Here is a 14,695-nt window from a genome sequence, read left to right as displayed (position 1 = left end):
CAATAATGCCGTAGTGGGGAAACTCAACGTAATCTGACCGTCGCCGGGCGGTGGCCCGCCCGGCACAGGGGTTAGCCCTGACGTTTATCTTCAGTGTTGGTATCAAAATCGCTTGCCGCATGGCGCTCATGCAGCTGTTCGCTCAGCTCGCCATTGGTGCGGTTGACGATACGCCCGCGCTTCACCGCCGGACGGCTGGCGACATCCTTCGCCCAGCGCTGAACGTTCTTGTAGCTTTCGGCATCGAGGAACTCTGCCGCGCCGTAAACCTGGCCCAGCGCCACGCTGCCAAACCACGGCCAGATGGCAATGTCGGCGATGGTGTACTCTTCACCCGCCACGTAGCGACCCCGCGCCAGCTGTTTATCCAGCACGTCGAACAGACGTTTGGCTTCCATGGTGAAGCGATCAATGGCGTACTCGATTTTTACCGGGGCATAGTGATAGAAGTGGCCGAAACCGCCGCCAAGGAACGGGGCAGCGCCCTGCAGCCAGAATAGCCAGTTCAGGGTTTCCACTCGTCCAGCCGGATCTTTTGGCAGGAAGTGGCCGAACTTTTCCGCCAGATAGAGCAGGATATTGCCGGACTCAAACACCCGGGTTGGCGGCGTGGTGGAGTGGTCGCGCAGGGCCGGAATTTTAGAGTTCGGGTTGACCTCAACAAACCCGCTTGAGAACTGATCGCCTTCGCCGATGCGGATCAGCCATGCATCATATTCCGCACCGGTGACGCCGAGCGCCAGCAGCTCTTCCAGCAGAATAGTGACCTTCTGGCCGTTTGGCGTACCCAGTGAATAAAGCTGCAACGGATGTGAACCGACCGGCAGGGTTTTCTCGTGAGTAGCGCCTGAGATTGGGCGGTTGATGCTGGCGAACGCGCCGCCGCTGTTGTTCTGCTTCCATTCCCAGACTTTCGCTGGCTGGTAGTTATTCTCGGACATGTTGATCTGCCTTTTTGTGGAGGTGTTGAGGCAGTGTAGCAGCTGTGCCGTGAACGGTTTAACGAACTGAGCGCATCAGATTATGCGCTCAACGGGATGCCTGCAGGTGTGCTAAAAACATAATGTTTTACCCGGGTAAAAAGACGGGGCCCCTGAGGGCCCCGTTGAAGGGACATAACAATCAGAACGACTTGCGTAAACGCAGGCTGAAAGTGTGTGCCTGGTAACGGTCGCCGGCCTGCAGGTTGTAACGCGCGTCAAAGCTCAGATCGTTGGCGTCGTAGAGCGTGGTGCCGATAGCTACGCCGGCCATATCTTTCACCGGTGAGGCTCCTTTGGTGATAAAGCTGGTTTCTCCCACGGCATCGGCGGCATAGGTCGCATGGCTGCTGACCTGGCGGTTATCGTACTGGTGGATCCAGGAGAGCTGGGCAAACGGCGTCAGATTACCCAGACCGGTGGAGAAGCTCTTCTCCAGGCGGGCGCCGATATCGCTGACTACCGACTGCGTATGGGTGCTGCTGACATCCAGCGCCATCCCATTGCCGCCAGTTTCGCTGTAGCCCTCCACATGCTGATAACCGTAGGTCAGGCCCGCGAGCGGGGTCAGTACCACGTCGGCTGGCAGCGTGATCGGGTAACCCAGCTCGCTTTGCAGAGTGACCGACTGGCCGTTGAACTTGCCGTGCGCCGCGCCGGAGAAACCGGTGAAATCGGCGCGGCGAACGGAGCTGTAGTTCTGACGGTTCAGGCCCGCGGAGAGGTTCAGATACCACGGATTGCCGGTGTAGGCCGCATAACCAATCACCCCATAGTTATCGGCGGTGGAGTTGTTGCCGCTCAGGTTGTCTTTACCATGTACGGAGGTGTTGCTGTAGTTCAGCGCCGCGCCCAGACGCCAGGCGTCACCCAGGGCACGGTCGGCACCGATGATCAGGCCGCCAAATTTCGCTGAGTAACCGCTCACGTCGTCACTGCTCTGCTGGCGGGCATAACCGCCGAACGGCTGACCCCAGACAATCCAGTTTTCTGCGTAGTCATCACCGGTTGCCACCCCGCTCACGCCGGAGGCCTGTGGATTACGCACGGCATCGATGTGAGCACCCACTACGGCCTGAGCGGTAGAGATGGCAACGGTTGCCGCTGAGCTGGTGTTGAGATTCTGGCTGGTAGAGAGACGCTCGCCAACGCGGTTCGCCTCCTGTTTATCTTCAATTGCCAGCGAGGCGTTATACAAATTCAGCAGTTGCGGTGAGGCGATACCGGAGTAGCTCGCCAGCCCGCCCAGTGACGCGGTAGCGCTTGGGATAGTGGCATAGCCCCGTTTGGTCGGCTGAGCAGGTGTGGGTTCCGCTGGCACAGGCTGGGTCGGCTGTGCCGGGGTCGTAACGACCGGCGGGGCGATCTCAGGCTCGGTCACCACAGGCGGGGTCACTTCTGGCGTCGGCTCAGGCTGCGGCTGCGGCTGGGGCTGTGGCTCTACCGGATCGGGAGTGACCGGCTCTGCGCCCAGGGTTAACACCAGCGCCTTGCTCGTCGCATCTTCATACACGGTGCCGTTGACCGCACCACGGTAGCCGAGCGCTTTATAGTTCAGCTGATCGGCATGGTAGTCGGTCTGGGCGCCACTGGCGTTGATGACCACATAGCGCTGCCCTTCAGCGAACTTATAGGTGCTGCCGGTGCGCAGCAGATTGATGCTTGAGCCCGCGTCGATAGTGGCATTACCGCTGACGTTCAGACGACCATATCCGGCGTCGGCAAGCACATCGCCGTTAGCCTCGGCCAGATCGGAGATGCCGGAGATGAGCGTTGCGGCCGCTTTCTGATGATAATCACCCAGAATGTTGATGCTGTTATTGACCTGAAGGGACGCGGCTTCGTTCAGTACGGTGCCGGTCGTCACTTCAATGTCGTCGCTCATCTGCATTGCCATCAGGCCATACTCAGGGATAACGCTAAACGTGCTGACATTATCGTTGAGCAGCAGCGAGCCGCTGCCAAATGTGACATTAGAGCCAGTAATGGTGCCCGTCGCGCCGTCGATGCCGGTCAGCGTGCCCATGGTGGTGCCACCGTTAAGAGTTAATGGTGCCGTGCTGGTGGAGTAAATATCACCGGTAATGGTGCCGGTATTGGTGAGGGTTACCTTGTCGCTATTATTACCGTTAACAAACAGGGCATAGCCCCCGCCGCTTAACAGGCCGTTATTGACGATCTCCGTGTTGCCCTGGTTGTTGTAGTTCCAGATGTAAATCCCGCTCCAGTTACCCGAGATTTCACCGTTGTTCACAATGGAGCCAATAACGCTGTTGTTATTGCTGTTGTTATAGACAGCGGTGTCGTTGGCGGTGATGTTACCGTTATTAACAAGGGTATTAAGGGTGCCGGAGTTGATAATGCCGAAGGAGCTGCCGTTAATCTTCTCATCATTAACGATAGCGTTAATGATGCCCTGGTTGATGATCCCGGAGCTGCCGTAATAATCGGTCGTGCCGCCTTCAATTGTTCCGGTGTTATGCAGGGAGCCAATCGTACCGCTGTTAAAAATGGCCCCTTTTTGCCCCATGAATATGCCGTTATCGTTATTCACAGAAGAGATAAGGCCGGCATTATTCAGGTTGTCGATGGTGCCCTGATTGTTGATGCCGCGATAGCCCACAATCTTGCCATCCACGGCATTAACCAGGGTGCCGATAGTCCCGGCATTGCTCAAGGTACCGTTGTTGTTATACCCGAAAAGGTTGTAAGAGCCCGAAACCCTCTCGAGCGTGCCGCTGTTAGTGAAGGTGTTAATCACCCCCGTCGCACCCACCGCCACGACGCTGCCGTTTTGATACAGGCTCTGGCTGGAGATGGTGCCGTTATTGTTTAGCGTATCTATTGTTCCATCAATCTGAACAATATTGTTGTTTAACAATAATGGGTTATCAACGGTGTCGCTAATCATCCCATCATTAGTAAGTGTCGTTACAGTGACGCCCGCGTTCACGGTTAAGGCATTGGTAGGGGTGCCGGTGATACTTCCCGCATGGGTAATATGCACCAGCTCTTTTCCGTCAGCGATCTGAATATTACTCGTTGGCGTGTCGATAATTAACTCGGGAGACGTTGCGAAGGCGTGCGCAGCCGTCGATGCAACCAGCAGGGAGATCAGCTGGCTAAGGCGTTTCTTTTCCATGGTATTCCGTCATAAGTAGCGATGATTGTGCAAAGGTTGTGGCGATCTCTTCGGATTAATCCGATATCTTCGGGCGCAGAATATACAATTCGTTGCTGAAAACAATAAGTCCTGCTTAATTATTTCAGGGCGAATTTATTGCATATTTTTTGTAATGTTTATAATTTGACTTAAGGCTGGTGGCGGAATGAGGATATATCCTCACTTATTGCAGGGAACGGTATTGATTAATTTATCTTTATTATTGGCGGGATGTATTTCAGCCAATCCGCAGGGTGCCGTACAAAAAATCGCCAGGGAGAGTGGTCTGATCAGTGAGAAGTTTGATACAGATCCCTTCCCGATTACCAGCTGGCATCGAATCACGCCTCCGGTTGTTTCGTTGCGGGTCTATATCGAGGGGGATGGCTTTGCCTGGAAAAACCGCTTCACACCCTCGGATAATCCGACACCTCGTAATCCAGTTGGCCTGATGCTGGCGGCGGCGGATAGCCATGCCAATGTGCTTTATCTGGCCCGGCCCTGCCAGTTTATCGGGCCGCCTTTGCCGGCGCACTGCCGTGTAAATATCTGGACGCAGGATCGTTTTTCACCTGCGGTCATTGATGCGATGAATGAGGCGCTCAGCCAGATGGTGAAGCGTTATCCCGGCGTGAAGCTCGATTTGGTTGGCTACTCCGGGGGCGGTAATATCGCCGCGCTGTTAGCCGAACGACGGAATGATGTGCGCTCTCTGCGCACGGTGGCGGGCAATCTCGACGTGGCGTATGTCAATGCCCTGCACCGTGTCAGTCCGATGCCCGAGGCGGAAAGCGCTATTGATCGTGCGCCTACGCTTCGCGTCCTGCCACAGATCCACTACAGTGGAGAAGCCGATACCACCGTGCCGCCCGCCGTCGCCAGACGTTTTCAACAGGCGGTGGGGGGGAACTGTGTGCAAACGGAGGTGGTCAGCGGGTTGGGGCATGGCTCCGACTGGGCGGCAGTCTGGCCGCGCTTGCTGGCACAAGATTTGCCGGAGTGTTGAGGTGCGATCAACGTTGAGTGACTTCAGGATGGAACAATGAAAAAGAAAGAGTTTGTGACCCAGGATCTGTTGAGCAAAATCTATCAGGACACCACGGCAGGGCCACGTAAACTTCCTCCTGAAAGACAGCTGGCCGAAGAGTATGGCGTCTCGCGTTTCACCATCCGCCAGGCGCTGGAAAAACTGGTCAGTATTGGCGTGGTGCGGATCGTGCAGGGCTCGGGGATCTGGATCAACGAGCATGCGCGCAATAATCCGCTGATTTATAATTCGATCACGGAAAAGCGATTCGATCAGATGCGTTACCGGATGATTAGCCTGCATAAGAGGAGGCCCGATCGCGCGGCGCAGCAGATCTTCGGCATCGATGAAGAGAGTTTTATCTGGCACTTTTGCCGCCTGCGCTATGTCGATGACCAGCCCGTACAGCTGGAAGTGTCCAGCATGCCGGCCGCCGATTTCCCCGATCTTAATCAGCAGGCGATTGAGCGTTCCATTCAGCAGTACGTCTTAAATAAAGGAATGATCATTTCCCATATGCTGACCACCTACCGGGCGGTCAGCGTCAGCCGGGAGCAGGCGGTAATACTGGGCTGCAAAAAAGGCAGCCCAGCAATGCATATTAATAATCGTGGAATACTGGAGGGGGGTCGGGTCTTTGAGGTGAGCGATATTATTGATATCAACTACACCTGCACCTGGGTCAGCCCGTATAACCGCGATAATTTAGCCTGGCGACAACATCAGGGCGTGTGAATCGAGCCGTCCGGCAGGCGGCTTTGCGTCCATTCATGCGGGCGATAAACCAACGGATAGGCCAGAGCTCGCTCTTCATTGAAGGCGGTGCCGATGCCGGGCGCTGTCGGCGGATAAACAAACCCGTCTTTCACCTCAGGCGCGCCAGGGAATACGCTGTCGGTGGCGGCAGAACGCGGAATAAATTCCTGAATGGCGGCATTATGCAAATGAATGTTCAGGTGCGTATTTACCGCCACGCCGATAGGGGTCATATCGCCGGGGCCATGCCAGGCGAGACGCACGCCGAAGGCCTGACAGAGATGCGCAAGCTTCAGCGCCGGTGTAATGCCGCCAATCTGCGAGATGTGGCAGCGAATAAAGTCGATGCGGCGGTTCACAATCAGCTCGTGCCATTCAGCGGGATTATTGAAGAGCTCGCCCATCGCCAGCGGCACGCAGCTCTGCTGGCGAACCTGTTCCAGCCAGGCACTCTGCTGCGGCGGTAAAATATCTTCAATAAAGTAGGGTTGGTAAGGCTCAAGTTGTTTTGCCAGTTGCACCGCCTGCTGCGGGAATAATCGCTCATGAACGTCGTGTAAGAAATGGAGTTTCCAGCCATATTTTTCGCGCAGGGTGCGGAACATCTCCACGGTATTCGCGATGTATTCATGCTGATCGAACCAGGCCCCTGACGTCGGATTTTCCGGGGCATGTAACGCCGATGGCGTTCCGCCATAAAAACCAAGCTGGCAGCGGATATGCCGATAGCCTTGCGCCACCAGTTTATCAACGGAGGCAAAGAGTTCCTCCAGCGTTTCGCCGCTGGCGTGGCTGTAAGCCGGGATCGCATCACGGGCTTTTCCACCCAGCAGCTGATAAAGCGGCATTCCGGCCAGTTGCCCTTTAATATCCCACAGAGCCATATCCACGCCTGAAATCGCGTTGTTCATTGCCGGACCGTTACGCCAGTAAGCGTTAACGTTCATCATTTGCCACAGATCTTCGATGTTATTGGCATCCCGGCCGATGAGCAGCGGCTTAAGGTACTCATCCACCAGGGTTTTCACCGCCAGCGGGCGTTGCTGGAAGGTGGCGCAACCGTGTCCAATGGGCCCGTTTTCGGTGGTGACGCGCACGGTCACCAGGTTATGTCGGTCCGGGCGCGTAATAAAACACTCGATATTTTTGATAATCACAGGCGTCACGAAAAACTCCTTTGCTGCGCTGTGGAAATACGGAATGGGAATATCATCGCCCCAAAAATGTTTACAGGTAAACCATTTTTTTATTATTTATTTTGGTCAGTTATTTTATTCTATTTTAATTAAAAACCGTACCAATTGTGCATTGCATATTGTTTTACCGTCTTTTAGATGGTTAAGTGTGAGCGGTGTCAAATTTTATTGGTTTGTTTTGTATGGGGGGGTTAATTATTCTCGGAGCATCAATAAAACAACAACCATACCGGCAGGAGTCTTTATGGGGATGCAAGAAGCCATCAACAATATTATTTATCTGGTCGGCGGCCAGGGGAATATTAATAAAGTCTGGCACTGTATGACGCGGCTACGGTTTGATCTTATCGACGATAACAAAGTTGATCAGACCGCGATAAAAAATCTGCCGGGCGTGCTGGGCGCGCAACTGCAGAGCGATCAGTTTCAGGTGATTATTGGGCCGAAGGTGAACAGCTGGTACGTGCAAATGGTTAAGGTACTCGGTCAAGGGGGCGATCAGGCGCCGACGGCGACGAAGGGGCGTAAAAGTCTGGTCTCCCTCTTTATGGATACCGTCTCGGGCGTGTTTGGCCCGATTGTTCCGGCCATTGCCGGGGCCGGGATGATAAAAGGGCTGCTGGCCGGGCTGATTGCACTGAAGTTGGTATCAGCGAAAAGCGATACTGTTATGGTTATCGACCTGATTGCCAGCGGCGTGTTCTATTTTCTGCCTTTCTTTCTTGCCGTGTCGGCGGCAAAGATCTTCAAAACGAATGAGTATCTTGCCGCGGCGGTTGCCGCCTGTCTGATGTATCCCTCCTTAATAGAAGCAGCGAAAGCCCTGGCGACACATCAGGAAGGGGCGGTCAGCGCGCTCTGGTTAATGAATGCCATACCGGTCTCCGTCTTTAACTATGCCTCGAGCGTCATTCCGGTGATCTTCTCGGTGCTGGCATTAAGCTATATCCATCGCTGGGTAGACAGCATTATGCCGGATGTATTGAAAACCGTGTTCACACCAACGCTTTCCCTCTTTATAGGCGCCCTGGCGGCACTGGTGGTGATCGGCCCCGTGGGCATTTGGCTGGGTAAAGGACTCGCCTTCTTTATAGAAGGACTGTTTGGCGTGTCGGCCAGCTTTGCCGGGCTTATCGTCGGGGCTATCCGTCCGGTGGCGATCCTGACCGGTATGCATCACGCAATGACGCCGATTGCCCTGCAAAACTTCAGCGACCGTGGTTACGACATGCTGATGCCGATGATGTTTATGGCCAATATGGCGATTGCGGGGGCGACATTTGCTATCTGGCGGCTGAGCCGAGACCGTCAGGAGAAGACCGTTACGCTGTCGGCAGCCATCTCTGCGCTGCTGGGGATTACCGAACCGGCACTCTTTGGCGTCCTGACGCGCTACAAGAAAGCTTTTATCGCCGCCACGGTGGCCAGCTCGCTGGCATCAGCCTTTATCGCCTTCTTCGGGGTGCGCCTCTATGGCTATATCCTGTCAAGCATCTTCAGTTTGCCTGCTTATATAGGGCCGTACTTTATCTTTGCTCTGGCGGGTGTGGCGATCTCGCTGGTGCTCTCCTTTATACTTACCACCCTTCTGGTACGCAAAGAACAGACCGCAGCGTGATTCTGAACCCGCCTTAGCCTCTATATAGCAGAGAATATCAGCATGTTTGTGGATAACTCTGTGGGTAATCAGGTATAAGGCGGGCTTTTGCTGGGGAATGCAGCAGTCAGTCATTTTTATGACATTTAAGGGTTGCGGGCGCCGGAGAACTCCCTATAATGCGCCTCCATCGACACGGCGGATGTGAATCACTTCACACTAACAGCCGGGCCGGTTGAGGAGAAAAGCGAAAATAATCGCTTGACTCTGAAAGAGGAAAGCGTAATATACGCCACCTCGCAACGGTGAGCGAAAGCCACGTTGCACTGCTCTTTAACAATTTATCAGACAATCTGTGTGGGCACTCAAAGTGACATGGATTCTTAACGTCCTCGGACGAAAAATAAATACCAAGTCTCTGAGTGAACACGTAATTCATTACGAAGTTTAATTCACGAGCATCAAACTTAAATTGAAGAGTTTGATCATGGCTCAGATTGAACGCTGGCGGCAGGCCTAACACATGCAAGTCGAACGGTAGCACAGAGAGCTTGCTCTCGGGTGACGAGTGGCGGACGGGTGAGTAATGTCTGGGAAACTGCCTGATGGAGGGGGATAACTACTGGAAACGGTAGCTAATACCGCATAATGTCGCAAGACCAAAGAGGGGGACCTTCGGGCCTCTTGCCATCGGATGTGCCCAGATGGGATTAGCTAGTAGGTGGGGTAATGGCTCACCTAGGCGACGATCCCTAGCTGGTCTGAGAGGATGACCAGCCACACTGGAACTGAGACACGGTCCAGACTCCTACGGGAGGCAGCAGTGGGGAATATTGCACAATGGGCGCAAGCCTGATGCAGCCATGCCGCGTGTATGAAGAAGGCCTTCGGGTTGTAAAGTACTTTCAGCGAGGAGGAAGGCATTGTGGTTAATAACCACAGTGATTGACGTTACTCGCAGAAGAAGCACCGGCTAACTCCGTGCCAGCAGCCGCGGTAATACGGAGGGTGCAAGCGTTAATCGGAATTACTGGGCGTAAAGCGCACGCAGGCGGTCTGTTAAGTCAGATGTGAAATCCCCGGGCTCAACCTGGGAACTGCATTTGAAACTGGCAGGCTTGAGTCTTGTAGAGGGGGGTAGAATTCCAGGTGTAGCGGTGAAATGCGTAGAGATCTGGAGGAATACCGGTGGCGAAGGCGGCCCCCTGGACAAAGACTGACGCTCAGGTGCGAAAGCGTGGGGAGCAAACAGGATTAGATACCCTGGTAGTCCACGCCGTAAACGATGTCGACTTGGAGGTTGTGCCCTTGAGGCGTGGCTTCCGGAGCTAACGCGTTAAGTCGACCGCCTGGGGAGTACGGCCGCAAGGTTAAAACTCAAATGAATTGACGGGGGCCCGCACAAGCGGTGGAGCATGTGGTTTAATTCGATGCAACGCGAAGAACCTTACCTACTCTTGACATCCAGAGAACTTGCCAGAGATGGCTTGGTGCCTTCGGGAACTCTGAGACAGGTGCTGCATGGCTGTCGTCAGCTCGTGTTGTGAAATGTTGGGTTAAGTCCCGCAACGAGCGCAACCCTTATCCTTTGTTGCCAGCGGTTAGGCCGGGAACTCAAAGGAGACTGCCAGTGATAAACTGGAGGAAGGTGGGGATGACGTCAAGTCATCATGGCCCTTACGAGTAGGGCTACACACGTGCTACAATGGCGCATACAAAGAGAAGCGACCTCGCGAGAGCAAGCGGACCTCATAAAGTGCGTCGTAGTCCGGATTGGAGTCTGCAACTCGACTCCATGAAGTCGGAATCGCTAGTAATCGTAGATCAGAATGCTACGGTGAATACGTTCCCGGGCCTTGTACACACCGCCCGTCACACCATGGGAGTGGGTTGCAAAAGAAGTAGGTAGCTTAACCTTCGGGAGGGCGCTTACCACTTTGTGATTCATGACTGGGGTGAAGTCGTAACAAGGTAACCGTAGGGGAACCTGCGGTTGGATCACCTCCTTACCTTAAAGAACCTGCCTTTGCAGTGCTCACACAGATTGTCTGATAGAAAGTAGAAAGCAAGACGGCTGCGAAGTCGTGACACCTCGTGTCCCCTTCGTCTAGCGGTTAGGACTCCGCCCTTTCACGGCGGCAACAGGGGTTCGAATCCCCTAGGGGACGCCACTTGCTGGGTGTGAGTGAAAGGCACAACCAATCAGTATCTCAAAACTGACTTCAGAGTCATGTTTGCGATATTTGCTCTTTAAAAATCTGGATCAAGCTGAAAATTGAAACGACACACTGTGTCTGTTCTCCGTAATAAGAACAGATGAAGGTGTGTTCGAGTCTCTCAAATTTTCACAACGCGAAGTGAAACAGCTTCGGGTTGTGAGGTTAAGCGACTAAGCGTACACGGTGGATGCCCTGGCAGTCAGAGGCGATGAAGGACGTGCTAATCTGCGAAAAGCGCCGGCGAGGTGATATGAACCCTTGACCCGGCGATGTCCGAATGGGGAAACCCAGTGTGATTCGTCACACTATCGTTAGCTGAATACATAGGCTAACGAGGCGAACCGGGGGAACTGAAACATCTAAGTACCCCGAGGAAAAGAAATCAACCGAGATTCCCCCAGTAGCGGCGAGCGAACGGGGAGCAGCCCGGAGTCTGAATCAGCTTGTGTGTTAGTGGAAGCGTCTGGAAAGTCGCAGGGTACAGGGTGATACTCCCGTACACGAAAGCACACAGGCTGTGAACTCGAAGAGTAGGGCGGGACACGTGGTATCCTGTCTGAATATGGGGGGACCATCCTCCAAGGCTAAATACTCCTGACTGACCGATAGTGAACCAGTACCGTGAGGGAAAGGCGAAAAGAACCCCGGCGAGGGGAGTGAAAAAGAACCTGAAACCGTGTACGTACAAGCAGTGGGAGCATCCTTCGGGGTGTGACTGCGTACCTTTTGTATAATGGGTCAGCGACTTATATTCTGTAGCAAGGTTAACCGTATAGGGGAGCCGAAGGGAAACCGAGTCTTAACTGGGCGTTAAGTTGCAGGGTATAGACCCGAAACCCGGTGATCTAGCCATGGGCAGGTTGAAGGTTGGGTAACACTAACTGGAGGACCGAACCGACTAATGTTGAAAAATTAGCGGATGACCTGTGGCTGGGGGTGAAAGGCCAATCAAACCGGGAGATAGCTGGTTCTCCCCGAAAGCTATTTAGGTAGCGCCTCGTGAATTCATCTCCGGGGGTAGAGCACTGTTTCGGCTAGGGGGCCATCCCGGCTTACCAACCCGATGCAAACTGCGAATACCGGAGAATGTTATCACGGGAGACACACGGCGGGTGCTAACGTCCGTCGTGAAGAGGGAAACAACCCAGACCGCCAGCTAAGGTCCCAAAGTCATGGTTAAGTGGGAAACGATGTGGGAAGGCACAGACAGCCAGGATGTTGGCTTAGAAGCAGCCATCATTTAAAGAAAGCGTAATAGCTCACTGGTCGAGTCGGCCTGCGCGGAAGATGTAACGGGGCTAAACCATGCACCGAAGCTGCGGCAGCGACACTATGTGTTGTTGGGTAGGGGAGCGTTCTGTAAGCCTGCGAAGGTGTGCTGTGAGGCATGCTGGAGGTATCAGAAGTGCGAATGCTGACATAAGTAACGATAAAGCGGGTGAAAAGCCCGCTCGCCGGAAGACCAAGGGTTCCTGTCCAACGTTAATCGGGGCAGGGTGAGTCGACCCCTAAGGCGAGGCCGAAAGGCGTAGTCGATGGGAAACAGGTTAATATTCCTGTACTCGGTGTTACTGCGAAGGGGGGACGGAGAAGGCTATGTTGGCCGGGCGACGGTTGTCCCGGTTTAAGCATGTAGGCGGAGGTTCCAGGTAAATCCGGTACCTTATTAACGCTGAGGTGTGATGACGAGGCACTACGGTGCTGAAGCAACAAATGCCCTGCTTCCAGGAAAAGCCTCTAAGCATCAGGTAACACCAAATCGTACCCCAAACCGACACAGGTGGTCAGGTAGAGAATACCAAGGCGCTTGAGAGAACTCGGGTGAAGGAACTAGGCAAAATGGTGCCGTAACTTCGGGAGAAGGCACGCTGATATGTAGGTGAAGCCCCTGCGGGTGGAGCTGAAATCAGTCGAAGATACCAGCTGGCTGCAACTGTTTATTAAAAACACAGCACTGTGCAAACACGAAAGTGGACGTATACGGTGTGACGCCTGCCCGGTGCCGGAAGGTTAATTGATGGGGTTAGCGGCAACGCGAAGCTCTTGATCGAAGCCCCGGTAAACGGCGGCCGTAACTATAACGGTCCTAAGGTAGCGAAATTCCTTGTCGGGTAAGTTCCGACCTGCACGAATGGCGTAATGATGGCCAGGCTGTCTCCACCCGAGACTCAGTGAAATTGAAATCGCTGTGAAGATGCAGTGTACCCGCGGCAAGACGGAAAGACCCCGTGAACCTTTACTATAGCTTGACACTGAACACTGGTCCTTGATGTGTAGGATAGGTGGGAGGCTTTGAAGCGTGGACGCCAGTCTGCGTGGAGCCGTCCTTGAAATACCACCCTTTAATGGCTGGTGTTCTAACGTAGACCCGTTACCCGGGTTGCGGACAGTGTCTGGTGGGTAGTTTGACTGGGGCGGTCTCCTCCTAAAGAGTAACGGAGGAGCACGAAGGTCAGCTAATCCTGGTCGGACATCAGGAGGTTAGTGCAATGGCATAAGCTGGCTTGACTGCGAGAGTGACGGCTCGAGCAGGTGCGAAAGCAGGTCATAGTGATCCGGTGGTTCTGTATGGAAGGGCCATCGCTCAACGGATAAAAGGTACTCCGGGGATAACAGGCTGATACCGCCCAAGAGTTCATATCGACGGCGGTGTTTGGCACCTCGATGTCGGCTCATCACATCCTGGGGCTGAAGTAGGTCCCAAGGGTATGGCTGTTCGCCATTTAAAGTGGTACGCGAGCTGGGTTTAGAACGTCGTGAGACAGTTCGGTCCCTATCTGCCGTGGGCGCTGGAGAATTGAGGGGGGCTGCTCCTAGTACGAGAGGACCGGAGTGGACGCATCACTGGTGTTCGGGTTGTCATGCCAATGGCACTGCCCGGTAGCTAAATGCGGAAGAGATAAGTGCTGAAAGCATCTAAGCACGAAACTTGCCCCGAGATGAGTTCTCCCTGAGCCTTTAAGGCTCCTGAAGGAACGTTGAAGACGACGACGTTGATAGGCCGGGTGTGTAAGCGCAGCGATGCGTTGAGCTAACCGGTACTAATGAACCGTGAGGCTTAACCTTACAACGCCGAAGCTGTTTCGGTGGATTTGAGAGATTTTCAGCATTGATTCAGAGTTAAGTACACAATAGTTTGCGCAGCAGCAAGGCGGCAAGCGAAGGAAAGGAAGGAGCATACTGAAGTATGTGACTGACTTTACGAGCGCGGCCAACGCGGCTGATGCGATAAAGTATTGCGTACAGAGCACCAAGAATTTGCCTGGCGGCTGTAGCGCGGTGGTCCCACCTGACCCCATGCCGAACTCAGAAGTGAAACGCCGTAGCGCCGATGGTAGTGTGGGGTCTCCCCATGCGAGAGTAGGGAACTGCCAGGCATCAATTAAAGCCGAAAGCCCATCCTCACGGATGGGCTTTTTGCGTTGGGCGTTAAAAAAGCCGGGTGGCGGCTTCGCCTTACCCGGCCTACGGGTCACCCTGTCGATTGTTCAGCAATATCGTGCACTGCCATGTGCATTTCCCGATGACTTAACAGCCATCTAGCGATCGTGTGGTCTATATCGATCGTTACGCAGAGTGCGGTTTTAACGACGGTAAGACGCGAGAAAGGCCAGGGGAGGGGGAACTGCTTTGAAGAGGTTAAGCCTTCCACAACGCCTGTGTGCCACAAATAAGACGTCAGAATGGTTCAACGCTGCTGACGTACTGATAGATGCCCGGAAGCGTTGACAGTAAAGCTGGAAGAGAAAGGGCCGTT

6 protein-coding genes, 1 tRNA gene and 3 rRNA genes are annotated in these 14,695 nt (G+C 54.1%); 7 read left to right on the top strand and 3 right to left on the bottom strand.

The genetic code is table 11. The annotated features are described in order from the left end of the window. Positions 1–71: 71 nt before the first annotated feature. The gene (yghU, locus tag GNG29_RS19190) at positions 72–941 is read right to left on the bottom strand and encodes a glutathione-dependent disulfide-bond oxidoreductase (RefSeq protein ID WP_103176946.1); all 870 of its coding nucleotides are present in this window, start codon (positions 939–941) and stop codon (positions 72–74) included. 181 nt (positions 942–1,122) lie between these two features. Continuing rightward, positions 1,123–4,122 (bottom strand): autotransporter outer membrane beta-barrel domain-containing protein, encoded by a 3,000-nt coding sequence (locus GNG29_RS19185; protein WP_156655219.1) that lies wholly within the window; start codon positions 4,120–4,122, stop codon positions 1,123–1,125. 187 nt (positions 4,123–4,309) lie between these two features. Here GNG29_RS19185 and GNG29_RS19180 point away from each other — a divergent pair, with 187 nt between their 5' ends. Together GNG29_RS19180 and GNG29_RS19175 are read left to right on the top strand one after the other, a co-directional pair. After that, complete coding sequence (locus tag GNG29_RS19180; protein ID WP_156655218.1) at positions 4,310–5,149, top strand: alpha/beta hydrolase; 840 nt, start codon at positions 4,310–4,312, stop codon at positions 5,147–5,149. Positions 5,150–5,185: 36 nt separating this feature from the next. Beyond that, positions 5,186–5,905, top strand: a complete 720-nt coding sequence (locus GNG29_RS19175; RefSeq protein ID WP_156655217.1) for a GntR family transcriptional regulator — start codon at positions 5,186–5,188, stop codon at positions 5,903–5,905. On the opposite strand, the gene GNG29_RS19170 is transcribed toward GNG29_RS19175, so the two are convergent. After that, positions 5,893–7,092, bottom strand: coding sequence for an enolase C-terminal domain-like protein (locus GNG29_RS19170; protein ID WP_103176942.1), 1,200 nt, complete (start codon positions 7,090–7,092; stop codon positions 5,893–5,895). The genes GNG29_RS19175 and GNG29_RS19170 overlap by 13 nt on opposite strands. A gap of 274 nt (positions 7,093–7,366) precedes the next feature. Here GNG29_RS19170 and GNG29_RS19165 point away from each other — a divergent pair, with 274 nt between their 5' ends. The 5 genes from GNG29_RS19165 to rrf all read left to right on the top strand — a co-directional run bounded on the left by GNG29_RS19165 (position 7,367) and on the right by rrf (position 14,315). Next, a complete protein-coding gene (locus tag GNG29_RS19165) occupies positions 7,367–8,740 on the top strand; it encodes a PTS transporter subunit EIIC (RefSeq protein WP_103176941.1) in 1,374 nt (457 codons plus the stop codon). Positions 8,741–9,188: 448 nt separating this feature from the next. Further along, a 16S ribosomal RNA gene (locus GNG29_RS19160) occupies positions 9,189–10,728 on the top strand. 87 nt (positions 10,729–10,815) lie between these two features. Then, positions 10,816–10,890 (top strand) — tRNA-Glu (locus GNG29_RS19155). 208 nt (positions 10,891–11,098) lie between these two features. Beyond that, a 23S ribosomal RNA gene (locus tag GNG29_RS19150) occupies positions 11,099–14,004 on the top strand. 195 nt (positions 14,005–14,199) lie between these two features. Continuing rightward, positions 14,200–14,315, top strand: a 5S ribosomal RNA gene (gene rrf, locus GNG29_RS19145). Together the 16S, 23S and 5S rRNA genes with 1 tRNA gene alongside form the textbook arrangement of a ribosomal RNA operon. Positions 14,316–14,695 lie beyond the last annotated feature (380 nt).

This window comes from Leclercia sp. Colony189, from assembly GCF_009740165.1.
Classification (GTDB): domain Bacteria; phylum Pseudomonadota; class Gammaproteobacteria; order Enterobacterales; family Enterobacteriaceae; genus Enterobacter.
This window is presented reverse-complemented; position numbering and strand designations above follow the sequence as displayed.